Consider the following 21,914-nt stretch of genomic DNA (forward strand, 5'->3'; position numbering starts at 1 on the left):
CAATGTCTCGTAAATTTCCCCTATCCTTACTTTCTCTGATACTTTTAGCCACAGTTTTAAGTAGTTGTAGCGGTAATCAAAACGTGGAAGGGTTATTTACCCCTGATCCTCAGTTAGAAACCCCTACTACCACTACTGTTACCGTTACACCACCAGCATTAAGTGTACCCCCAGAATTTCCCGAAAGCATACCCATTTATCCTGAAGCAGAAATTAAGGAGATCTCTCCTGATTTAAAATCTGATCAAGGTATGATAACTTGGGAATCATCAGATCCTAGTAACCTGATTAGCAGTTATTATCAACAAGAGTTAGAGTCTCAAGGTTGGATCTTATCTCCCTCAGCTTCTGAAAACCAAATCAAAGCACAAAAAGATAACCTTGATTTAGAAGTTACTCTCGACTCATCTGCTTCTCTGACAGAAATCATCATTAGTTACCAACCCCAAACAACCCCTACACCTGAAACTGAAACTGAAACTGAAACTACTAAGGATACCCAAATATCCTCAATCCACCAACAATATATCCAAGATTTAGCTAGATTAGGTATTTTTGGCGAAATCGAAGACTTTCAACCCAATCAAATCGTTACCCGTCGAGAATACGCTCGTTGGTTATTAGAAACTAATAATCGCTTTCATCAGAATAACCCTAGTCAACAGATTAAACTAGCTTCTCCTGAAGCTAATCCAGCTTTTGAAGATGTTACCCGAGATGATCCAGATTTTGCCATTATTCAAGGTTTAGCAGAAGCGGGTGTAATCCCTTCACCACTGAGTAGAGATGTTACCGCTACCGGCTTTAATCCCGATACTCCTCTCAATCGAGGTGATTTAATCGCTTGGAAAGTACCTTTAGACTATCGTAAGGCTTTACCGATTACTTCGCTCGATGATATTCGTCAGACTTGGGGTTTTCAAGACGTTACAGATATCGAGCCTCGGGTTTTACAAGCTCTTTATATAGACTATCAAACTGGGCAAGCTAAATCTAATGTACGTCGAGCTTTTGGATTTACTACTTTATTTCAACCGGATAAATCTGTAACTAGGGTTGAAGCTGCTGCGGTATTATGGTATTTTGGCTATCAAAATCAAGGTATTTCAGCAGCTGAAGTTGAGGTTAATTGAAATTAATTGAGTACTATTTGGAGATAACGCGCACATCTATATTTTTGTCCAAACTCAACAAAATTCGCTCTACAATTGCCAAATTTATTCCTAGACGAGGATTAATGATCTGATCGATTTCTTGCTCATCTATAGCAGTACCTGTTTTTAGTTCATCTTTAGGATTACGCAAAATAGTGAAACGATCGCCAAAATACAAAGTAACATGACTTCCCTTGCCACGTTTTGATTAAACTAATTGAGATTCTAAAGCTTGCCAAATCTTTTGTAACAGAGAGTCTAAACCCTTACCAGTGACTGCGGAAATAACTAAAATGGGGTCATTGGTTAACTGATTTAAGCCAGAGATAATTTCTGTTACCTTGTCGGGGGAAACAGCGTCAGATTTATTAAGAGCGATAATTTGGGGACGTTCACCTAAACCCTTACCATAGGCTGTTAACTCGGTTTGGATGGTTTGATAGTCTTGAATGGGTTCATCTGCTGTACCATCGATAAGGTGGAGTAAGAGACGAGTACGTTCGATATGACGTAAGAAATCGTGACCAAGTCCTATTCCTTGGTGTGCACCTTCGATTAAACCTGGAATATCAGCAAAGACAGTACCATCGCCCGTGGGTTTACGAACTACTCCTAAATTAGGAATAAGGGTAGTAAAGGGATAATTAGCTATTTTAGGACGGGCTGAGGAGACAGCAGAAATCAGGGTAGATTTACCTGCGTTGGGTAAACCAATAATACCTACTTCAGCTAATAATTTTAGTTCTAAGCGTAGGCGTTTGTATTCTCCTTCTAAACCTGGTAAGGCGTATTCTGGGGCGCGATTTTGGTTACTTAAAAAGTGACGGTTTCCTAGTCCACCTTTTCCCCCTGCTGCGACACAGATGGTTTGACCTGGTGTGACTAAATCCCCGACTAATTCTTCTGTATCTGCATTTAATATTAAAGTACCACAAGGTACGGCAATCAGGCGATCGCTTCCCGATGCACCAGTACAATTATTTGGTCCTCCCCGTTTACCATCTTCAGCGCGAAAGATGCGCGCGTAGCGAAAGTCTAACAGTGTCTGTAGATTACTATCAGCTACAAAAATAACCGAACCACCTTTACCCCCATTTCCTCCCGCAGGACCTCCCGCGGGTACGTATTTTTCGCGACGAAAGGCGACGATTCCATCTCCTCCCTTTCCTCCATAAACTTCTACTTCTGCTTGGTCAATAAATTGCATGATGGTTAACTACGGGAAATCTCCAGGATTTTGGGTTCTGATTGTAAGCTAGTTAGGGGGGGTTCAATTTGGCTTTGATTACCTACTACTAGGATAACGATATTTTCGGGTTTAAGATGGGTTTGGGCGACTCTGAGGAGTTCTGCTGTGGTGGTGTTTTGTACTTGTTGTTGATAGGTAAAGATAAAATCCTCGGGATAACCATAGTATTCGTAGGACATTAAACGGGAGAGAGTCTGACTTGGTTGTTCAAATTCAAAGACAAAAGAGTTGAGAATGGAGTTTTTAGCGTAGTCTAATTCTGCATCGGTAATGGGAGTTGTGCGTATTTGGTCAATTTCGGTTTTTAATGATTCAATCAGAGGTACAGTAGTTTCTGAGCGAGTTTGTGCACCTGCAATGAATAATCCTGGATAATCATAACGAGGTCTCCAGACACCATAGACGGAATAAGCTAACCCTTGACGCGATCGCACTTCTCGAAAGAGACGTCCACCAAAACCATTGAGTAAACCATTTAATACCGATAAGGTGGGATAGTCAGGATCTTGCAATTCTCCTCCTATATGTCCTAAAACAATATTACTCTGAGTTAATTGTGGTTGATCTACTAGATAAACTCCCGAGAGTAGTTTTTGTTGGGCTACAGGAATCGTAAGGTCTTTAGTTACTTTTGTATCAGACCAGTCAGCGAAAGTTGCTGAGATTAATTCTTTGATCTGATTAGTTTCAAAGTCTCCGATTATCCCTAAAATAACCTGTTCTGGATGTACATAGGTTTGGTAAAATCTGATGACATCTTTACGTTCTAAAGGTTTTAAGGTTTCGTATTCTACTGTACGTGCGTAAGGACTATCTTCCCCATAGATTAATTTATTAAATTCTCGATTGGCGATCGCTCCTGGATTATCGTTACGACGGGCGATACCTCCTTCTATACGGGTTTTGGCTATAGTGACTTGTTGAGCGTCAAAATCAGGATAACGAATAATTTCGCCAAATAGGGGTAAAATCGTCTCTATATCGCTGCTGAGTGCGTTAAAACTCACGTTTCCTAGGGATGTCCCAATACTAGATTCTATGATGGCGGCTTTATTTTCTAGTAACAGATTAATTTCCGTGGGAGAATGATATTTAGTCCCTCCACTGCGCCAAGTTATCCCTGTTAATTCCGCTAATCCTACTTGTTGGGGTTTTTCCCATCGAGATCCTACCTTGATTAAAGCTGTTCCTTGGATTAGGGGTAATTTATGATCCTCCATCAGATACACTACCATCCCATTGTCTAATTCGTAGCGTTCATAATCGGGTATGCTTAGTTCTGGTAGGGGTGGAAATTCCAACTCAGTATAATGCGCGGCTGCTTTTGCTAATGCGGGATTAATCCCTAAGCCAAATTGGGCGATCGCTATTGCTAAGATTAGCCACAGTAATAGTTTAGTAAATTTTTTCATCGTTAACAATGCGTCCTCTGGTTCTATTTTCTGGGGTAAAGGTTATCTTTGCTACTCTTTGGATGTCAGCTGGTGTGACTTCGGCGATCGCCTCTAAATCCTTAAACAGATTTTTCCAGCTTCCTGTTTTCACGTCATATTCTACCAATAATCGTGCCATTCCCCCATTAGTATCTAGGGTTCGTAATAAACTAGCTTTAGCTTGAGTTTTGACTCTATCTAACTCTGCTTGGGTGACCTCTTCGGTTTTGAGTCGTTCAATTTCTACACTTAAAGCTGCTTCTAGTTCTTCGAGACTGTGATTAGGTGCACTTAAAGCGTAGAATAGGATTAAATTAGGGTATTTATTACCTGGAAAACCATTAAAGGTTTGTGCACTTAAAGCTACTTGTTGTTCTTCTACTAGAGATTGATATAGTCTAGAAGTTCTTCCCTCGCTTAAAATACCGCTAATCACGTCATAAACCACGCTATCGGGATCAGTTAAACTAGGACGATGATAACCCTCTAGATACAATGGTTGAGATAGTAAGTTTAAGTTTACTTCCCGTGGTTGGTTTTGGGGTGGTTCAACTATTTGTAATTGGGGTGATTGAGGTTTTTGACGATATCTGCCAAAATAGATTTTAGCTAATCGTTTTACCTCTTCGGGTTGGACGTCTCCTACTATAGCCATGGTCAAGTTATCGGGTATATAGTAAGTTTGGAAGAACTTTTCTACATCTGTTCTGGTTAAGTTGCGGATATCTTCTTCATAACCAATAATTGGACGTCTATAGGGATGTTCACTAAAGGCTGTATCTAAAAAAGCTTCAATCATTCTCCCAATGGGAGAGTTATCTGTGCGTAATTGTCTCTCTTCTAGGATAACTTCTTTTTCTTCGTAGAATTCCCTAAATACTGGTTGTAAAAATCTTTCTGATTCTAGAGACATCCATAATTCTAGTTTATTAGCGGGAAAGTTATAAAAATAAGCGGTATAATCGGCGCTAGTTACTGCATTTAAACCTACTCCTCCCTCTATCTCCACGATTTGACCAAATTCGTTTTGTTTAACGTATTGACTAGCTTCTTGTTGGAGTTGTTGCCATTTTTCGATTAATTCGACAGTGGGATTCTCCATTAATTCAGCAAAGGTTGCGTCTAAACGCGCTAAGACTTTTTTTTCTTCTTGATAGTTGGTTGTTCCTATCTTAGTAGTTCCCTTGAAGGCTAAATGTTCTAAATAATGTGCTACTCCTGTCTGACCATCAGGTTCATCCACTGCCCCTACGTCAGCATATGTCACAAATGAGATTACGGGTGCTTGGTGATTCTCTAGGATAATAAATTTTAGACCATTATCTAGGGTAAATTCTTGTAAACTTTCCGTGACTTGATCTAAATAAGGTTGAATTGCTTCTGCTGCATTAACTGGTAAGATTAAGCAATTTAAGGCAAAATAAAGGGGTACAATCGTCAAAAACAAAATTTTCGTTAACATGAGTCTCTTAATAACAATCTGTAAAGTTTAGCGAGATTTAGCGGGATTTTTATAGCAAAATAACAATAAGTCTCCTCAATTAGACACTTTAAATATTATGCAAGTTTTTCGGTTCAAAAATACCAACAAAAATTCAACTCACAACGATTCTAGAGAAGAAAAAATCCGTAAACGTATTTTAAAACAAGCTCAAAGTTTATTTGCTAGCAAGGGTTTTGATGGCGCTACCACTAAAGATATCGCTGCTGCTGCTCAAATTGCTGAGGGTACACTTTTTCGTTATTTTCCCAATAAAAAGGCTATTCTCATAGAAGTGGTAACCGAGGGTTGGGTAGAAATTCTCACCGATTTACTCACTGAGTTAAGCGAAATGGATAACTACAAAGCGGTAGCAAAAGTAATGCGCAAAAGAATGCTCAGACTAAAAGACAGTGGCGAATTGTTTCGCGTTTGTTTTCTAGAAGCGCAATTTCATCCCGATTTGCGCGATCGCATTCAGACAGAGATTATTAGTAAAATGACTACTGTTGCTGAAGCTTTTTTTCAAACCGCTATGGATAAAGGTATTTATCGTCGTAGTAATCCTCGTATTGTCGCTCAAGTCTTTTTAGGAATGTTTGCGATCGCTGGTTTTTCTAACCATACCATCATTGAACCCGACGCGTCACCTGAAGTATTACAAGAAATGGCTGAGGGTATCGCTGATATTTTCCTTCATGGAGTTTTAGCAGATAAATAATTATGACTATTACCACTCGTAAATATAAATCTACACATAATCGGATTTGGTTTGAGAAGATCATGGCTATTTTAGCTCTGATTAATCTTATTTTAGTCTTTTTTGACTTAACTTATATTCCCTTACGGGATTTTTGGTTACAGGGAAGACTGCAAGTTTTTGTCAAACTAGGTACATTAGAGTATGAAATACCTAATCCTCCTCTGAAGGTTTTACCCTTTAATATTACTCCATATTATGATTTAGTGAAAGGAATTGAACCTGAACGTTTTACCAGTGATTATTTACAAACCGTTGCTGAATTAAGACAACTTTTAGAAGAAAATGAGGTAAATCCTGCTCCTGAAAATATTGTTCGTATTGATACTCTCTTAGCAGATTTAAGAGAAAAAAGTGAGCAAATGATTGCTAATGATCCTTTTTCTGCTGCTAATAAAACTGGTACGTTAGAGAGAATAAAACGCAAAATGCGTTTACACATTTTTGGTAATAAACAGGCTTCAGCTACCCAATCATTCAATATTTTTTGGTCTCGGAGTCACTTATTAACTAATCACCAACAAGAATTAGATTTTTTTTACGAACAAATTGAACCATTAATAGCGACTAATTATTTTAGACCTGTAGGAGAAACGGGACAACCAGTTGATAACTTTGGTTTAATAGATTTCCCTTTTGGGTTAATTTTCTTCGCTGAATTTCTCTTAAGAACATTGATTATTAGTCGTCGTTATACCGGTGTAAATTGGCTTGACGCGATGTTATGGCGTTGGTATGATGTGTTTTTATTTTTACCAGTTTTTCGCACTTTGCGGGTAATTCCTGTAATTATTCGTTTGAGTCAAGCTAAATTATTAGACTTACGTCGAGTCCAAAGACAAGTTAGTCAAGGTTTTGTAGCTAATATCGCGGGAGATATCACCGAAGTGGTGGTAATCCAAATCATTAATCAACTGCAAAATTCAGTCAGAAGAGGAGAATTAGCTAATTTTATCTCTCAATATAATGACCAACAATATATTGATTTAAATGATATTGATGAGACGAAAGAAATAGTTAAATTAGTCTCTAATCTGATGGTGAGGGAAGTTTTACCTAAACTAGAAACAGATATAGAAGCATTATTTCAACATATTTTAGGTCAAGGTTTAAAAGAATCTCCAGCTTGGCAAAGTATAGCTAAATTACCAGGAGCAGAACAAGTCAATAAAGGAATAAGTGAACAAATAGCTAAACAAGTTTATCAAAATGTTTATAATGTTTTATTCGTTATCGTTGAAGAAGATCCTGTATATGATCAAATCTTAGAAAAACTCTTAAAAGATTTTCGTAAAATTATGACTTCAGAAATGCAAGCACAAAAAAGTATGAAAAAGATCGAATATCTGATCACTGCTTTATTAGAAGAGGTTAAAGTGAATTATGTAGAGCGTCTCGCTGAAGATAATATAGAGGATATCTTAGAACAGAAACGCGCTTTACTGCAAACTATTAAAGAAGTAAATTATGACAGATAAAAGTAATTGGGTTGATGAAGATTCCAGCGAATCCTACTATAGTAAACCTACTCCCCCTAATCAACTAAAACCTATATCTAAAGGAAAGAGTAAAACTCTAGTCATGGTAGAAACCGCTTTTTTAGCGAGTACTTCTGCTTTGATTTGGTTGATTAACTATTATTTTCCTCTAGGTCCAATTTTAAGGCTATTTTTTCCGATTCCCATCGCTTTGATTTACCTACGTCAAGGTCAACGGGCGGCTTGGATGGCTACTTTAGTGACTAGTTTGTTATTATCTGTTTTAATGGGACCTGTGCGCAGTATCGTATTTTTGATACCCTATGGCTTAATGGGAGTACAATTAGGCTTATTTTGGCGACGGGGTGCGACTTGGAATTTTTCGCTAATTGTGGGTGGAATTATTGGGACTTTTGGGGTTTTCTTCCGTGTCGCGTTGTTTTCTCTCTTTCTTGGGGAGGACTTGTGGAGTTATTTTATGGTACAAATCACGGAATTAGCTAACTGGATTTTTCTCAAATTAGGGTTATTGATTGAACCTAGTTTGTGGATGATTGAGTTATTAGCATTGGTGATGATTTTTATCAGTAATATTATCTATGTGCTGACGGTACATTTAGCAGCGTTACTGGTTTTAGATAAGTTGGGTAACCCCATTCCTCGTCCTCCTGAATGGTTAAAAACGATCCTAGACTATGATTAAGGTTTATCACTCTCTAGAGCAAGGAAAAGCGTGGTTAGAGCGTCATCAAGGTAAAAAACCTGTGTTTGCTTGTATATTGGGTTTTACCGCTACAGGATTGTTAGAGGGAATTTCTGCCGCGGGTGCTACTCCTGCTCAACGTCAATATACAGCGATCGCCGATGCTGAGTTTTTAATCAATGGACCTGGTGTGACTCCTTGTTACCCTTTACCTCCTTTAGATGTAGGTGCATCTCCTGCTTTAATTAGTCGTGCTGTAGTTAGTGCTTTAGATATTCCTGTTTATTTATTTAACGCTGGGTTACCTACTCCTCCTGTAGTTTTTAATATTAATCTAGGTGGTATGCCTGCTCTTTGTGTAAGTTCTGGTAAAGCTTTACCTGTTGAGGTAGTAAAACATCTTTTTAACCAGGGTTTAAGTTGGGGTGAGAAATTAGCCCAAGAGCATGATTATGTTATTATTGGAGAGTGTGTGGTAGGTGGAACTACGACAGCTTTGGCTTTATTGACAGCTTTAGGAATTGAGGCTAAAGATAAAGTTAATAGTAGTCATCGTCGCTGTAATCACGCGCAAAAATGGTCAATCGTACAACAGGGTTTAGAGGGGTTAACAATACCTCTGTCTCCTTTATTAGGGGTAGCGACAGTAGGTGATCCAATGCAAATCGTAGCTGCGGGAATGGCGATCGCCGCTAGTCGTTATACTGGTGTAATGCTCGCAGGTGGTACACAAATGTTAGCTGTTTATGCTTTAATTAATGCTTTAAACCTAGAAATGAGACTAGAATACATTACCATTGGTACAACTCGTTGGGTTGTGGAAGATTCTACAGGAGATACTGTCGGTTTAGCTAAAACTATAGAATCATTTTATCAATTACAGGGTTTACCTGTAATAGCGACTCAACTCAATTTTACCCATTCTCGCTATGAAACTCTCAGAGCTTATGAAAGGGGTTATGTTAAAGAAGGAGTAGGTGCAGGTGGTTGTGCGATCGCTGCTCATCTTGCTCAAAATTGGTCTCAAGTTGAGCTATTAGAAGCTATAGAAGCTGTAGCTAGTGGTTTAAGCTAAATTTTGCTTCTCACGGCTAATAATTGTTCTTCGAGGGCAGCGATACGATGGTAAGATGCGGTTAACTGCGCGGTTAGTCTCTGAATCTGAACATCTGGTGAGAGTAATTCTTCTAAATCAGATTTTTGATAATGTTCTTGACCATTGTCATTATCGTCTAAAATATCTTTATGTTTATTCTTTTGAGTTGTTTTTTGTTTTTTATAGCTAGTATAATTACTGACAGGGGTTTGTTTAGAGTCTTTGAGCAAACGTTCTAATTTATTGCTCAAGCCTTCGATAGTGCGGTAAAGTTGGTCAACTTTGTAGTGTAATTCGAGAATTTGCCTCTGCATTGATTCCATAGTTATTCTATTATTTAACTGGTTACTGCTATCCTAATCATACTTTTGGGTTAAATAGCAACTATTTCTGATTAATTTAATATTCCTAATGTTAACTCGTCGCTCTTTATTAATTGGTTTAAGTGGTATCGTAGCAGCTAATCTTTTAACAAGTTGTCAAAATAAGCACAATGGTTTACGGGTATCTCTGTTGAGAAGTTCTATTCCTGCGCAACTTTTAACTAAATTTCGTCAGGGAGTAGATCAAGATAGATTGATTAATTTTCAACTAGAAACTAGTTTAGACAACCTCTGGGAATTACTAGTTAATCAAGAAGCAAGTTTAGTTACTCTTGGGGATACTTGGTTAGAAAAAGCGATTAGAGAAAATTTAGTACAACCTCTAAGTAAAGAGGAGTTAAGCAATTGGCAACAATTACCCTCTAACTATCAACAGTTGGTAACTCGCGATCGCCTTGGTTATCCTAACCCTAATGGGCAAATTTGGGGAGCACCTTACCGCTGGGGTACAATGATGATCGCTTATCGCAGTGATTATTTAAGTAAATTAGGTATTACCCCTAATGATTGGGGTGATTTATGGCGAGAAGAATTGCGCGATCGCTTTTCTTTACCTAATGATCCTCGGGAGGTTATTGGTTTAACCCTGAAAAAACTAGGTTATTCCTATAATCAAGAAAATTTAACAGCTATACCCCAATTAAAACCCGAATTAGAACGATTACATCAACAAGTTAAGTTTTATAGTTCTGACTCTTATTTACAACCGTTAATTATGGGTGATACCTGGTTAGCTGTAGGGTGGTCAACAGATATTATACCCTTAGCCAAAAATTATAGCAGAATTGAGGCGGTTATACCCTCTTCGGGAACGTCTCTTTGGGTAGATGTTTGGGTTAAAGCAACTCAAGAAAATCATCAAGATACTAATATAATTAAACAATGGCTTGATTTCTGTTGGCAACCCCAAGCCGTTGAAGCTATTACCCGTTTGACTGATGCTGCTTCTCCGATGATTTTAAATAATCCTATCGCTGCGGAAATAGATAAACCTTTAGTAGTTGTTGACGAGAATATTTTAGAACGTAGCGAGTTTTTATTACCTTTATCTGCTGCTACTTTAGAGGAGTATCGACATCTTTGGGAAGCGGTAGTGTTGGGATAATCTTAAAAACAAAGCAAATTAATTGCCTGTTGCTTGGCTATAACCAATAAGATTATTAAATAACTATAGAGATCATTTTACCTTGACTAGATTTATCTATGACCAATTTAATAAAGATTATCTCGAAACCCTTTTAACTCCTTATGGAGAAGTACAAGTGGCTAAACAACTTTCTGACGAAATCAGAGAAATCGACCTTTATTTTAACCCCACCGTTGCGACACTTCCTACTGAATTGGGTATCCTAGCTAAACTAGCAGCGACAAAGTCTCTATTTGAACCTTACCGTAATCCCGTTACTCCTAGAGAAATTGGCGATTGTCTGCTCAAACTTTTAGCCGTTAGAGCACAATTATACCGTGAAGGTAACCGAAATAAGCAAACTATCTTAGATTCAGACTTACCCCGACTCTGGATTATTACCCCAACAGCGTCTAAAGCAATACTGAGTCAATGTGGTGGAGAGATTCAATCCGATTGGGGAGAAGGTATCTACTTTTTGGCTAATCTATTAAGAGCGGCTATAATAGTGATACACCAGTTACCCTCTACTAGTGAGACTTTATGGTTAAGATTATTAGGAAGGGGAAAAGTACAACAACGAGCAATAGAAGAGTTAATCAACTTATCTCCAGATAATCCTCTTAAATCAGTTATTCTAGAGATACTCTATACCTTACAAAAGAATTTAGAAGTTAATCAACCAAGTACAAACACAGAAGAGAGTGAGTTAATCATGAGACTAGCACCATTATATCAAGAAGATAGAGCCAGAGCTAAAACTGAAGAGGCTTTAAGTCTAATTCAGCGATTATTAACTAAAAAATTAGGAAATATTAACCCTGATTTAATAACAACAATTTCTCAATTAAATTTAGAATCTTTAGAGACATTAGCCGAAGATTTAATGGATTTTACTAGTCAAGCAGATTTAGAGAATTGGTTGAGAAATAAAATAATTTAGGGTTAGGTGGAACGGTGGAACGGTGTTATTCTGAATTAAGAATTAATTATTGTTTCCTACACCCTACACCCTACACCCTCTCTTCCCTATAACCAATAAGATTATTAAATAACTATATAATGCCGAGAAAACCATAAAACTTATAATGTCAAATTTCTTAACCAATTTCTCTGATAATAATCTGAGCAGCTAATCTACCCGTTTGAGCAGCACCATTCATATAACCGTAAAATTCATCGCTGAAATTTTCTCCTGCGAAAATCAGTTGATCTACTCTTACTTCTTGGGATATTTCCCCATCTTCTTCTACATAAAAAAATTCACTAAACTCAGTTAATTGTCCAGGTTTAAAACTAGTATAACTACCTTGAGAGAGAGGATTAGATGTCCATTGAGTTTTCTTCATAATCGCTGTAAATCAAGCCTGAATCTTCCCCTATTTGTGTAGCAATTGGGGTTAATGCTTCTACTAGTTCAGCTTCAGAAAGACTGCGACCATCGAGATAATATTTAACCAAAGGATAATCAAGAGATTCTGCGTGTTCGTTACGATTAAATAATTTTAGTTGAAAATCATCAATTAAGCTAAGCATATCTTGGTGATTTACATTAATAAAAGACCCGCCTAAATCTGATACTAAGTCTTTACCTACTCTAGAAGTAATTGAAATAACTCTTCCTCCTAAGCGATTATTCGCTTCATAAACTGTTGCTTTGATACCGTTTTTTTGTAGTTGATAAGCTGCGTTTAAACCTGCTAAACCACCCCCAGCGATCGCCACATGAGGAGGACTCTGACTATTTACGGGTAATCTCGGAGATACTAGACTGGTAGTTATGGCTGTAGCTGTGGCTAAAGTAACTTTTTTCAGGAATTTACGTCTGGTGTAGGCTTTTTTGAGTAGTTTCTGTAGTTGAATAGTTAAAATACTATTACAATTAATGAGTATTTAAGCTTACTTTTATTGGATTAAATATTAAATTTTTATAACTAAAACAATCTCTTGATTAATTAATAGTAGAATAAAAAATAACGTGACTAATTTGATTAGAATCATGAAAGTTATATTAGCAAGTGTATTATTACTAAACCTGGGGTTAAATTCTGTACCTGTTTTAGCCCAAACAGAAACTCAACCAATACCAGTAACCGAGGTAGAGGAATTAAAACCAGTAGAAGGATCAGCCGCGGATTTAGCTAATCTAGACGGTATAAACAATCAAACGGATAGTTGGAGTGTAGGTGGTGATAACTATCCCAATAATGAAGCGCCTACTTATCAAATGAGAACAGAATCAAAAGATAGCTTGATTATCTTTGAACAAAACCAGCCAAACCCTTATGAGTGGGAAAAACAGAATCATGGAGATGTACCTAGTCAGGGTGGGACAGTACCTCTATCGAGATTTCGTTGAGATATAGCGAGTTACTAATTGTAATAATGCTATAATCACCAAAAATTAGTAACTTTGGCTGGATGAATCGAATTAACCTGACTGTTGTTAAAAGATTTTGGGCGATCGCTAAACTTTATTGGTTAGGAGAAGAAAAAAAAGGCGCACTCACCCTGTTAGCTTTATTAGCTGTCTTATTAGTAGCCTATACCCAATTGAGTGTACAGTTAAATACTCAACAGGGTGAGCTTTTTTCGGCTTTGTCTCAACAGGATACCTCTAGATTTTGGCGCACTGTCTGGATATACTTAGGGGTGTTAGTAGTGTATGTACCCCTGTTTGCTGGATTTAGTTATTTACAAAGAAGGTTAGGTTTATATTGGCGACGTTGGTTAACTTATCATTTCTTGGGTAAATATTTTGGTAATCGGGCTTTTTATAATCTTAGTCATGCTTATAATGATATAGATAACCCTGACCAACGTATCTCAGAAGATATCCGCAGTTTTTCGCAAGATTCTCTGTTATTTTTATTAGTTTTTGCTCAATCAATTTTACAGATAATCGCCTTTAGTGTAGTTCTCTGGAAAATATCCCAACCTTTAGTAATTTTTTTGATAGGTTATGGTGTAATAGGCACAATCGTAACGGTTGTCGTGTTTGGTAAAAAACTAATTAAACTTAATTTTAACCAACTGAAAAAAGAAGCAAATTTTAGGTTTGGGTTAGTCAGAGTTAGGGAAAATGCCGAGTCCATCGCTTTTTACCGTGGAGAAAATAGAGAAAATAACCAGGTAAAAAGAAGTTTTGTGGAAGTCTTTGATAATTTTAATCTCTTGATTATCTGGCAAGAAATTTATTTAGGCATCTTTACAAATACCTATGAATTTTTACCCTATATTATTCCCGCTTTAATTATTGGACCGAGTATTTTAAACGGGGATTTAGAAGTAGGGAAACTACAAGAATCTACGGGAGCATTTTTGCGGGTGTTTTTCTCCCTTAATATAATTGTAAGCCGTTTCCAATCTCTAACTAGTTTCGCTGCGGGGATTAATCGTCTTTATTCCTTTGAAGAGTATCTCTCCAAACCTCAGTCGATTTCCGAAACTAATGGTTATGATACGATCGAAACAATCATTAAACCGAGTTTGAGTTTTGATAATTTAACCCTACAAACCCCTAATTATCAAAGAACATTGATTAAGGATCTTTCTTTAAGTTTACAACCAGGACAGGGTTTATTGATTATGGGTGCGAGTGGTTGTGGGAAAAGTTCTCTGTTAAGGGCGATCGCCGGTTTATGGAATTCTGGAAGTGGGAAGATTAATCGTCCTGATTTAGATGATATCTTGTTTCTGCCCCAACGTCCCTATATGATTTTAGGAAGTCTAAAAGAACAATTACTTTACCCCAAGGGTAACCTAGAGATAGAAGAGTGGGAGTTAGAAAAAATCCTCAACTTAGTTAACCTTCCTGATTTAATCAGTAGATTTGGTAGTTTAGAGATAGAGAAAGACTGGGGAGATGTTTTATCGCTAGGGGAACAACAGAGAGTGGCTTTTGCGCGTATCTTAGTTACTAAACCCGCTTATGCTGTATTAGATGAAGCTACTAGCGCCTTAGATATTAATAACGAAGAAAGTCTCTACTCTCATTTAAGAAGTACGGGGACAACCTATGTTAGTGTAGGACATCGTCCCACTTTAACTAAGTATCATGATTTGTTGTTAGAACTGTCTGAGGAGCAAATCTGGCAATTGAAACCACTTAAGAACTTAAGATAATTATTGCCTTTTCTCGGGGAATCTGGTAAGCTTTAGGGTAAAAAGTTAAGATCTAGAATCACTCTGACTATGGTAGAAGAAGCTAAACCCCAAAGCAAGCCACCCGCGGCTAAGAAAGCAAAACCTCCCGCATTAGAAGATAAACCCTTTGGGGAATTTATCGAACAGCATTTTTTAGGTGCGCTGGAAAAGGCTTTAAAGAGTGAAGGGATAGAAGATATTGAGCTAAAATTTACCCAAGATAGTTTACCCATAGCAGGGAATGGTCAGAACTGTTGGCAAGTACAAGGAAAGTTTCTAGATGGTCAACGTCGTTTTAATGTTTATTTTCTAGAAGAGAGTATCAGTGGTCAGAAGGCTTTTTCTTATAGTACATTCAATACCAGTCCTAGTACGATTGAGTCTTTTATGATTGATGAACGTAAAATCACTCTAGATTTGCTGGTTTTATATACTCTACAACGTCTGAATGGTCAAAAGTGGTTAAGTAGGAATTAAATTTATGACTGCTGAATTCAAACACGTAATGTTGATGGTCAAGGATGTACAAGCAACTGCTAAATTTTATGCAGATGGTTTGGGTTTACCGATTAGGATGTCTAGTCCTGGTTGGGCTGAATTAGACGCCAATGGGACGACGATCGCCCTTCACGCAGCGGGAGAAGGAGTAGAGGGGAGTAACTCACCTATCCTCAGTTTTCATGTCACCGATGTACAGGATACTTTGACTAAATTAGAGAGCTTAGGTGCTAAACTAGAGGGTAGAGTTAGAGAGCCTTCTTTTGGTAAAGTAGCAGCGGTAAGAACCCCTGATGGACACTTACTCAGTTTGTTACAACCTATAGCTAAATAGTCAACTATCCCGCTTTTTAAGCGGGATTTACATCATTTGTCTTAAGAAAGATAGGTCAGCTTTACCGAAGTTAACGCTAAAAGCGATATTCATGTTTTCTAAGGCTTTAACTAACCAGGGTACACCTTCTTTGGTAAAGGATTCGTAGTGACCAAAGAGGATAGAGAAGCGTTTTTCTAAGTAGGGTTTGACTTTGTGACAGAGTAAAACTACTTTAAGGAGTAATCCTACCGTAGGTGTTGCTCCCATATTAGTAATTAAGTCCATGAAGATGTAGTGATTGGGGTTAGCACCACTTTCTACCACTAGGAAATTGAGGAGTTGACTAGTGGTACGTAAGACCAGGAATTCGTCGGGTTTTTTACTATCACAATGGGGTAGGGTTGTCTGGATTCTTTTATAAAGTTTCTCGTTAAATTTATGTCTGCCGTATTTAGTATCTACAGAAGTAATCAGATAATGGTATAGTTCGTCTTTAAAGGTTTTATAGTCTTTGGTTTGACTGGTGTGAGTCAGAAAACTTTGGGAGAGGTCTCTGTAGCTATAACCTCCTTCTATTGTCCCGACGAATTGTTTTAAAGCCATACCTAATTCGCGATCGCTTAGTAAGGTTGGATTGTCTATGGGTGTAATTATCGATTTATTCGGTGTGATTAAGTCTGGTTTACGGGTTACCTGTACTTGTCTAACTTTATAGGTTACGTATTTAGATAAATCTAGTTCAAAGCGTTGTTGCGATTTCGATTGTAGTTGTCTAACTGTTCTTTGATCTTCAAAGTTACTATCTTCTGAGAGTAAGTAATGTTCATAGAGATAGGGATAACGATTAATCAGATTCCCTACATAGGTTGTATCTTTTCCTTGGGTAATTACTCTTCCTAGACGTTTTAGTCTGAGATAGTGATCGGTTTTGCTAAACTCGATTACTAGTTCTCTGAGTCGAGCAGAAGTATTTGAGTAAGTAGATGTAGGAGGGGCTAGGTGCTCGAATAATTCAGACAAAGCGGATATAGCCGTTTGATACTGCGGTTGCATTTGCCAACGGTTAACCAGAATATGACAACATCTATTCAGTATATAATTAAACTGTTGTTCTCCTATTTTAGAGTTAATTATTCTAGCTAGGGCTATACGAACTTGATGATCGCGATAGTCTTTGCCTTTGATAAAAAGACAACGAAAAGCATCGATCACCTCTTCTGGGGATTGATGTTGCACACATTCGAGTAGGTGATCATAGATTATTTGTTCCTCTTGACTGGTATTTTGGAGGAAACTCTCTTTCACTGATGTAACCACCTTTTTTAGCCATCCTTAAGTCGTGAACTACTTTAGTTAAAGCTCACCGTTTAAATTACATTATAAGGCATAATCTTCTAAAATGAGTACAGCTTTCTTACCTATTTTTTGGGGTTAATTTCTCCTTGTTTTTGCGGTAATTTTTCTTTTTTTCTTGATTTTACTTATGTCTTTACGGTTTTCTCTTGCTCAACTCAGTAAGATTATTAGACCTAGTCTAATTATCAATTCAGTAGATTTGACTAATCGTTTTCTCACAGGAATTTGTACAGATAGTCGTTGTTTAGAACCTGATCAAGCTTTTCTAGCTTTAAAAGGCGAAAATTTTAATGGTCATGATTTCTTAGATGTTGCTGTTAGTAAAGGTGCGAGTGTTATTATTGTAGATAAACTTGTTTCAGTGAGTTTACTTAAGCAAATACCACAATTTATCGTTGAAAACACCCTAGAGGCTTATCAAGAGATAGCCTTATGGTGGCGTAATCAACTGCCTATCCCGATTATTGCTGTAACTGGTTCAGTAGGAAAAACTACTACAAAAGAGTTAATTGCGGGGGTGTTAAGTACTCAGGGGGAGGTTTTAAAGACTCACGCTAACCAGAACAACGAGATTGGAGTACCCAAAACGCTCTTAGAGTTAGAGGTTAAGCATGACTACGGGGTGATTGAGATGGCTATGCGAGCTAGGGGCGAAATTGCCCTTCTTACAAAGATAGCTAGACCTAATATTGGGGTCATCACTAACGTAGGTACAGCTCACATAGGAAGGTTGGGTTCAACAGAGGCGATTGCACAGGCTAAATGTGAGTTACTAGCTCAAATGTCTCCAGAGGCGATCGCTATACTTAACTATGATAACCCAAGATTAATCAAAACGGCAAGAGCAGTTTGGCAAGGTAAAACGGTTACTTTTGGTTTAGAGGGTGGGGATGTACAAGGTGAGTTAATCAATCCAGACAAGTTGAGAGTAGATGGTTTAGAGTTTCCTTTACCGTTACCAGGGAGACATAACGCGCTTAATTATTTAGCAGCGTTAGCTGTAGCTAAAGTCTTAGGAATTGATCTACAACCATTAACTCAGGGGCTAATAATTAATATACCCAAGGGTAGGGCTAAAACCTATCACCTTGAACCAGATATTGTAATTTTGGACGAAACCTACAACGCGGGTTTAGAATCCATGGAAGCAGCTTTAGAAATGCTCAAACAATCCCCCGGTCAACGTCATATCGCTGTTTTAGGTACGATGAAGGAGTTAGGAGATTATAGTCTTGAGTTTCATCATCGGGTGGGTGAAAAGGTGAAACAATTAGGTATTCAATGTCTATGTATCTTAGCTGATGAACCTGCTACCGAAGCTATAGCATTAGGTGCTACTGGTGTTGAGACAGAAATATTTAGAAACCACCAAGAGTTGTTAAACTATTTACAAGGATTAATTATCCCTGGCGATCGCCTCTTATTTAAAGCTTCTCGTTCTGTACAATTAGATCGAGTAGTGCAAGACTTATACAATCAATGGATAAAATACTAGGTTTTGACTTGCGTTCCCTCGCTATATTTCGTTTAGGAATAGGGGCGATCGTCATAATTGATTTGTGGATACGTTGGGGAGATGTTAAAGCCCATTATAGCGACTCAGGGATTGTTCCGCGTAAGCTATTAACGGATAACTTCTATTGGTCTATTAATGCAATTAGTGGTTATCCTTGGGTACAGTGGTTGATTTTTTGGGTTGCTTTATTAATCGCTATCTGTTTTTTAGTGGGATATCGTACCAGATTAGCGGCGATCGCCACTTGGGTAATGATGATTTCCTTACACAATCGTAACCCTTTTATTTTGTTTGCAGGAGATGACGTTTTAAGGGCTTTATTATTTTGGTCGATGTTTTTACCTTTAGGGGCTACTTATTCTTTTGATAGTGCTTTAAATAATCATAACCAACCCTTACCAAAAAGATGGTTATCTGGAGCAACTATTGCTTTAATTTTCCAGATTTGTTACTTTTATATGTGGTCAGTAGCTTATAAGCATCAAAGTCCTTTTTGGCAAAATGGTGATGCTGTTTATTATTCTTTAAGTTTTGACTATTATGCAACTCCTGTGAGTAACTTATTACTATCTTTACCTGATAGTATTCTCAAGTTTTTAACCTGGTTTACCCTTTGGTTTGAACTTTTAGGACCATTGATTGTGTTATTACCCTTAATACCTATTTTCAGTGCAAAAATTTGTCGTTATTTAGCGATTAGTCTATTTGTGGGGTTACACTTTTCCTTTGGTTTAATCTTTACGATTGGTCTTTTTCCTGCTTTAGGAATTATTACTTGGTTAGTTTTTCTTCCTAGTGAGTTTTGGGATGGTTTACAGCAAAGGTTAGATACTCCTTCTCGACAAGGATTAAAAATTTACTATGACTCAGATTGTGGCTTTTGTAAAAAAGTCGTCCATTTATTAAGAACCTTATTAATTTTACCAAAAACTCCTCTCTTACCAGCCCAGGATTATCCTTCTATTTATACTGATTTAGAGAGATATAATTCTTGGGTTATAGAAGATTGTCAAAGTAAACGTTATTATAAATGGCAAGGTTTAACCTATGTAGTCAGTTTATCACCAGTTTTCTTCCCTTTAGGGATAATTATGAGTCAGAAGCTAATATCATTTTGGGGTAATAAATTCTACACAGCGATCGCCAATAATCGTCAACTAGCGGGAACTTTTATTAAACCTTTAAAATTTCGTCCCCTTATTCTCAAGTCTTCTTTAACTTTAAATATCATTACTTTGAGTTTATTCGCTTTAGCTTCTTTGTGGAATTGGCGAACTTTTATTAATACTCTATATTGGCGAGATGATTTAAGAAAACCTTGGGTAGAAACTCAATATCAAGTCTTGAATCGTCGTACTGTTAATAGATTAGAACCCTTGGCTAAACTAACTCGTTTAGATCAATCCTGGAGTATTTTTGCTCCTAATCCTCCTATGGATGATGGTTGGTACGTGGTTACAGCTACCTTAAAAGATGGCTCAGAAGTTGATATTTTACGCAATCAAATTGGAACAATTACTTGGGATAAGCCAACTAGAAAAGAAAGAAATAAAGTCTTAAAAAATATGCAATGGCGGTCTTATTTTATTAGATTAAATCGTTCAATCGGGGACATATTATTACCAGAATTTGCAGCTTATTTAGTAAGAGAATGGAATCAAAATAATCTAGATAGTCAACACATTAAAAGTTTAACCATTTATTTTATGGATGAAACCACTGTCTCTCCAGGAGAAAAACAAACTGTTACTAAGGTTGAACGTTATGTTATTCAATTCCCTTGAGTTTATTTTCCTTTTTTTACCCATAAGTTTAATAGTATTTTTCCTACTCAAGCAAGGTAGATTAATCTGGTTAATCATAACTTCGTTGTTTTTTTATGCTTATTGGAATCCTTTTTATCTACCACTGATGTTGTTTTCTATCCTCTTTAACTATCAAATGGGAAACGTCATTTTAGCTACTAAACCCAAAAGCAATCAAGCTAAATTATTTCTAGGGTTAGGAATCGGAGTTAATTTACTGATAATTGGTTATTACAAATACGCTGATTTTTTTCTTGATTCTCTGAGAATTAACCTAAGCTTAACAGAGATAATCCTTCCTTTAGCCATTTCCTTCTATACCTTTACTCAGATTGCTTATTTAGTAGATGTTTATCGCGGAGAAACTAAAGAAAATAAGTATGACTTAATCACCTATAGTCTCTTTGTGACATTTTTTCCCCAATTAATCGCAGGTCCTATTTTACGTCATGATCAATTAATTCCCCAATTACAAAAACCTGCAATATTTCGACTCTCTCAACAAAATCTGGCGATGGGATTGAGTTTATTTAGCTTAGGATTGGCTAAAAAAGTCCTCATTGCTGATCATCTTTCTCCTTGGGTATCAACAGTATTTAATCACTCTCATGAGGTGGTATTTATTGAAGCTTGGGTGGGAGTATTAGCTTATACCTTTCAGCTTTATTTTGATTTTGGGGGTTATTCGGATATGGCGATTGGTTTGGGTTTATTATTTAATATCAATCTTCCTATTAATTTTAACTCTCCCTATAAGGCTACCTCAATTAGTGATTTTTGGCGCAGATGGCATATTACTTTGTCTAATTTTCTGAAAGATTATCTGTATATCCCTTTGGGGGGAAGTCGTCGCAGTGAAATCCGTCGCTATGGTAATTTGTTCACCACTATGTTACTAGGTGGGCTATGGCATGGTGCAGGGTGGACTTTTGTACTTTGGGGAGGGTTACAGGGAATGTATCTCTGTATTAATCACGCTTGGAGTAAATTAAATAAACCTCTTCCTGGTTGGTTAGGGTGGGGGTTGACTTTTGTTGCAGTAGTGATAGGGTGGGGATTATTTCGGGCTGAAAGTTTATCTGATGGGATAGCGATCGCCCAAACTCTAATGGGTTTACATGGTATTATTTTACCTGGTGAAGCAGAGGGTAAGTTAGCGGTTATCACTCATTTAGGGATACAACTACAATCCTGGACTAAGTTAGCTTATTTACCCCTAGTTTGGGAAAGTAAATCTCTAAGTATAATAATTTTAGCTATACTGACAATTATTGTTGCCTTTACTCCGAATACCCAAGAAATTATGGCTAAGTTTCAACCTAACTGGAGATGGGCTTTAGTTATCGGTTTATTAGCCAGTGTATCCCTATTGTCTCTGAATCGAGTTTCTGAATTTTTATACTTTCAATTTTAAC

Annotated in this window: 21 protein-coding genes and 1 pseudogene; 14 read left to right on the forward strand and 8 right to left on the reverse strand. The window is 37.2% G+C overall.

All coding sequences use genetic code 11. The annotated features are described in order from the left end of the window. Nucleotides 1-2: 2 nt before the first annotated feature. Nucleotides 3-1,133 (forward strand): S-layer homology domain-containing protein, encoded by a 1,131-nt coding sequence (locus tag EA365_08085; GenBank protein TVQ45385.1) that lies wholly within the window; start codon nt 3-5, stop codon nt 1,131-1,133. Between the two features lie 13 nt (nt 1,134-1,146). Here the strand turns inward: EA365_08085 and EA365_08090 are convergent. The 4 genes and pseudogenes from EA365_08090 to EA365_08105 all read right to left on the reverse strand — a co-directional run bounded on the left by EA365_08090 (nt 1,147) and on the right by EA365_08105 (nt 5,298). Next, a pseudogene (locus tag EA365_08090) lies at nt 1,147-1,359 on the reverse strand (hypothetical protein). Between the two features lie 3 nt (nt 1,360-1,362). Beyond that, nucleotides 1,363-2,361 carry a GTPase ObgE gene (gene obgE / locus EA365_08095; GenBank protein TVQ45386.1) on the reverse strand — a complete coding sequence of 333 codons (999 nt, stop codon included), beginning with the start codon at nt 2,359-2,361 and terminating at the stop codon, nt 1,363-1,365. Nucleotides 2,362-2,366: 5 nt separating this feature from the next. Continuing rightward, complete coding sequence (locus EA365_08100) at nt 2,367-3,815, reverse strand: insulinase family protein (protein TVQ45387.1); 1,449 nt, start codon at nt 3,813-3,815, stop codon at nt 2,367-2,369. Next, complete coding sequence (locus EA365_08105) at nt 3,799-5,298, reverse strand: insulinase family protein (protein TVQ45388.1); 1,500 nt, start codon at nt 5,296-5,298, stop codon at nt 3,799-3,801. Before EA365_08105 ends, EA365_08100 begins: the two co-directional genes overlap by 17 nt. 97 nt (nt 5,299-5,395) lie before the next feature. Between EA365_08105 and EA365_08110 the strand changes: the two genes are divergently transcribed. From EA365_08110 to EA365_08125, 4 genes are read left to right on the forward strand one after another with little or no spacing between them, the layout of a single operon-like run. After that, nucleotides 5,396-6,037, forward strand: a complete 642-nt coding sequence (locus EA365_08110) for a TetR/AcrR family transcriptional regulator (GenBank protein ID TVQ45389.1) — start codon at nt 5,396-5,398, stop codon at nt 6,035-6,037. Nucleotides 6,038-6,039: 2 nt separating this feature from the next. Further along, nucleotides 6,040-7,554: a hypothetical protein gene (locus tag EA365_08115; GenBank protein ID TVQ45390.1), complete on the forward strand. Its 1,515-nt coding sequence runs from the start codon at nt 6,040-6,042 to the stop codon at nt 7,552-7,554. After that, nucleotides 7,544-8,257, forward strand: coding sequence for a DUF2232 domain-containing protein (locus EA365_08120; GenBank protein TVQ45391.1), 714 nt, complete (start codon nt 7,544-7,546; stop codon nt 8,255-8,257). The genes EA365_08115 and EA365_08120 overlap by 11 nt, the downstream gene beginning before the upstream one ends. Continuing rightward, a complete protein-coding gene (locus EA365_08125) occupies nt 8,250-9,332 on the forward strand; it encodes a TIGR00303 family protein (GenBank protein ID TVQ45392.1) in 1,083 nt (360 codons plus the stop codon). The genes EA365_08120 and EA365_08125 overlap by 8 nt, the downstream gene beginning before the upstream one ends. On the opposite strand, the gene EA365_08130 is transcribed toward EA365_08125, so the two are convergent. Next, the gene (locus EA365_08130; GenBank protein ID TVQ45393.1) at nt 9,329-9,676 is read right to left on the reverse strand and encodes a hypothetical protein; all 348 of its coding nucleotides are present in this window, start codon (nt 9,674-9,676) and stop codon (nt 9,329-9,331) included. The genes EA365_08125 and EA365_08130 overlap by 4 nt on opposite strands. An 88-nt stretch (nt 9,677-9,764) precedes the next feature. On the opposite strand from EA365_08130, the gene EA365_08135 reads away from it, so the two are divergent. After that, on the forward strand, nt 9,765-10,841 hold the full coding sequence (locus EA365_08135; GenBank protein TVQ45394.1) for an extracellular solute-binding protein: 1,077 nt from the start codon (nt 9,765-9,767) through the stop codon (nt 10,839-10,841). An 82-nt stretch (nt 10,842-10,923) separates the two neighbouring features. Then, entirely contained in the window at nt 10,924-11,805 is an 882-nt protein-coding gene (locus EA365_08140; protein TVQ45395.1) for a DUF4351 domain-containing protein, read from the forward strand. A gap of 157 nt (nt 11,806-11,962) precedes the next feature. Here EA365_08140 and EA365_08145 read toward each other — a convergent pair whose 3' ends face one another. Together EA365_08145 and EA365_08150 are read right to left on the reverse strand one after the other, a co-directional pair. Next, on the reverse strand, nt 11,963-12,211 hold the full coding sequence (locus EA365_08145; GenBank protein ID TVQ45396.1) for a hypothetical protein: 249 nt from the start codon (nt 12,209-12,211) through the stop codon (nt 11,963-11,965). Next, nucleotides 12,186-12,734 carry an FAD-binding protein gene (locus tag EA365_08150; protein TVQ45397.1) on the reverse strand — a complete coding sequence of 183 codons (549 nt, stop codon included), beginning with the start codon at nt 12,732-12,734 and terminating at the stop codon, nt 12,186-12,188. The genes EA365_08145 and EA365_08150 overlap by 26 nt, the downstream gene beginning before the upstream one ends. Before the next feature lie 127 nt (nt 12,735-12,861). Here EA365_08150 and EA365_08155 point away from each other — a divergent pair, with 127 nt between their 5' ends. The 4 genes from EA365_08155 (at nt 12,862) to EA365_08170 (ending at nt 15,840) form a co-directional block, all read left to right on the forward strand. Beyond that, nucleotides 12,862-13,221 carry a hypothetical protein gene (locus EA365_08155; protein ID TVQ45398.1) on the forward strand — a complete coding sequence of 120 codons (360 nt, stop codon included), beginning with the start codon at nt 12,862-12,864 and terminating at the stop codon, nt 13,219-13,221. Nucleotides 13,222-13,283: 62 nt separating this feature from the next. Continuing rightward, nucleotides 13,284-14,987 carry an ABC transporter ATP-binding protein/permease gene (locus EA365_08160; protein ID TVQ45399.1) on the forward strand — a complete coding sequence of 568 codons (1,704 nt, stop codon included), beginning with the start codon at nt 13,284-13,286 and terminating at the stop codon, nt 14,985-14,987. A gap of 69 nt (nt 14,988-15,056) precedes the next feature. Then, a complete protein-coding gene (locus EA365_08165) occupies nt 15,057-15,485 on the forward strand; it encodes a DUF2996 domain-containing protein (protein ID TVQ45400.1) in 429 nt (142 codons plus the stop codon). Nucleotides 15,486-15,489: 4 nt separating this feature from the next. After that, nucleotides 15,490-15,840 (forward strand): VOC family protein, encoded by a 351-nt coding sequence (locus tag EA365_08170; GenBank protein ID TVQ45401.1) that lies wholly within the window; start codon nt 15,490-15,492, stop codon nt 15,838-15,840. A 27-nt stretch (nt 15,841-15,867) separates the two neighbouring features. Here EA365_08170 and EA365_08175 read toward each other — a convergent pair whose 3' ends face one another. After that, complete coding sequence (locus EA365_08175) at nt 15,868-17,127, reverse strand: hypothetical protein (protein ID TVQ45402.1); 1,260 nt, start codon at nt 17,125-17,127, stop codon at nt 15,868-15,870. Between the two features lie 178 nt (nt 17,128-17,305). Here EA365_08175 and EA365_08180 point away from each other — a divergent pair, with 178 nt between their 5' ends. Genes EA365_08180 through EA365_08190 form a run of 3 tightly spaced genes read left to right on the forward strand, consistent with a single transcriptional unit; the run spans nt 17,306 to nt 21,913 of the window. Continuing rightward, nucleotides 17,306-18,673 carry a UDP-N-acetylmuramoyl-tripeptide--D-alanyl-D-alanine ligase gene (locus tag EA365_08180; protein TVQ45403.1) on the forward strand — a complete coding sequence of 456 codons (1,368 nt, stop codon included), beginning with the start codon at nt 17,306-17,308 and terminating at the stop codon, nt 18,671-18,673. Beyond that, complete coding sequence (locus tag EA365_08185) at nt 18,658-20,478, forward strand: HTTM domain-containing protein (protein ID TVQ45404.1); 1,821 nt, start codon at nt 18,658-18,660, stop codon at nt 20,476-20,478. Before EA365_08180 ends, EA365_08185 begins: the two co-directional genes overlap by 16 nt. Next, entirely contained in the window at nt 20,459-21,913 is a 1,455-nt protein-coding gene (locus tag EA365_08190; GenBank protein TVQ45405.1) for an MBOAT family protein, read from the forward strand. Before EA365_08185 ends, EA365_08190 begins: the two co-directional genes overlap by 20 nt. The last annotated feature ends 1 nt before the right edge of the window (nt 21,914 follow it).

It is taken from the genome of Gloeocapsa sp. DLM2.Bin57 (assembly GCA_007693955.1).
Lineage (GTDB): Bacteria > Cyanobacteriota > Cyanobacteriia > Cyanobacteriales > Gloeocapsaceae > Gloeocapsa.

Excerpts from the sequence above, each read along its gene's own strand:
- EA365_08085 (TVQ45385.1), top strand. The coding sequence starts at position 3 with ATGTCTCGTAAATTTCCCCTATCCTTACTTTCTCTGATACTTTTAGCC.
- obgE (TVQ45386.1), bottom strand. The coding sequence starts at position 2,361 with ATGCAATTTATTGACCAAGCAGAAGTAGAAGTTTATGGAGGAAAGGGA.
- EA365_08100 (TVQ45387.1), bottom strand. The coding sequence starts at position 3,815 with ATGAAAAAATTTACTAAACTATTACTGTGGCTAATCTTAGCAATAGCG.
- EA365_08105 (TVQ45388.1), bottom strand. The coding sequence starts at position 5,298 with ATGTTAACGAAAATTTTGTTTTTGACGATTGTACCCCTTTATTTTGCC.
- EA365_08110 (TVQ45389.1), top strand. The coding sequence starts at position 5,396 with ATGCAAGTTTTTCGGTTCAAAAATACCAACAAAAATTCAACTCACAAC.
- EA365_08115 (TVQ45390.1), top strand. The coding sequence starts at position 6,040 with ATGACTATTACCACTCGTAAATATAAATCTACACATAATCGGATTTGG.
- EA365_08120 (TVQ45391.1), top strand. The coding sequence starts at position 7,544 with ATGACAGATAAAAGTAATTGGGTTGATGAAGATTCCAGCGAATCCTAC.
- EA365_08125 (TVQ45392.1), top strand. The coding sequence starts at position 8,250 with ATGATTAAGGTTTATCACTCTCTAGAGCAAGGAAAAGCGTGGTTAGAG.
- EA365_08130 (TVQ45393.1), bottom strand. The coding sequence starts at position 9,676 with ATGGAATCAATGCAGAGGCAAATTCTCGAATTACACTACAAAGTTGAC.
- EA365_08135 (TVQ45394.1), top strand. The coding sequence starts at position 9,765 with ATGTTAACTCGTCGCTCTTTATTAATTGGTTTAAGTGGTATCGTAGCA.
- EA365_08145 (TVQ45396.1), bottom strand. The coding sequence starts at position 12,211 with ATGAAGAAAACTCAATGGACATCTAATCCTCTCTCTCAAGGTAGTTAT.
- EA365_08155 (TVQ45398.1), top strand. The coding sequence starts at position 12,862 with ATGAAAGTTATATTAGCAAGTGTATTATTACTAAACCTGGGGTTAAAT.
- EA365_08160 (TVQ45399.1), top strand. The coding sequence starts at position 13,284 with ATGAATCGAATTAACCTGACTGTTGTTAAAAGATTTTGGGCGATCGCT.
- EA365_08165 (TVQ45400.1), top strand. The coding sequence starts at position 15,057 with ATGGTAGAAGAAGCTAAACCCCAAAGCAAGCCACCCGCGGCTAAGAAA.
- EA365_08170 (TVQ45401.1), top strand. The coding sequence starts at position 15,490 with ATGACTGCTGAATTCAAACACGTAATGTTGATGGTCAAGGATGTACAA.
- EA365_08180 (TVQ45403.1), top strand. The coding sequence starts at position 17,306 with ATGTCTTTACGGTTTTCTCTTGCTCAACTCAGTAAGATTATTAGACCT.
- EA365_08185 (TVQ45404.1), top strand. The coding sequence starts at position 18,658 with ATGGATAAAATACTAGGTTTTGACTTGCGTTCCCTCGCTATATTTCGT.
- EA365_08190 (TVQ45405.1), top strand. The coding sequence starts at position 20,459 with ATGTTATTCAATTCCCTTGAGTTTATTTTCCTTTTTTTACCCATAAGT.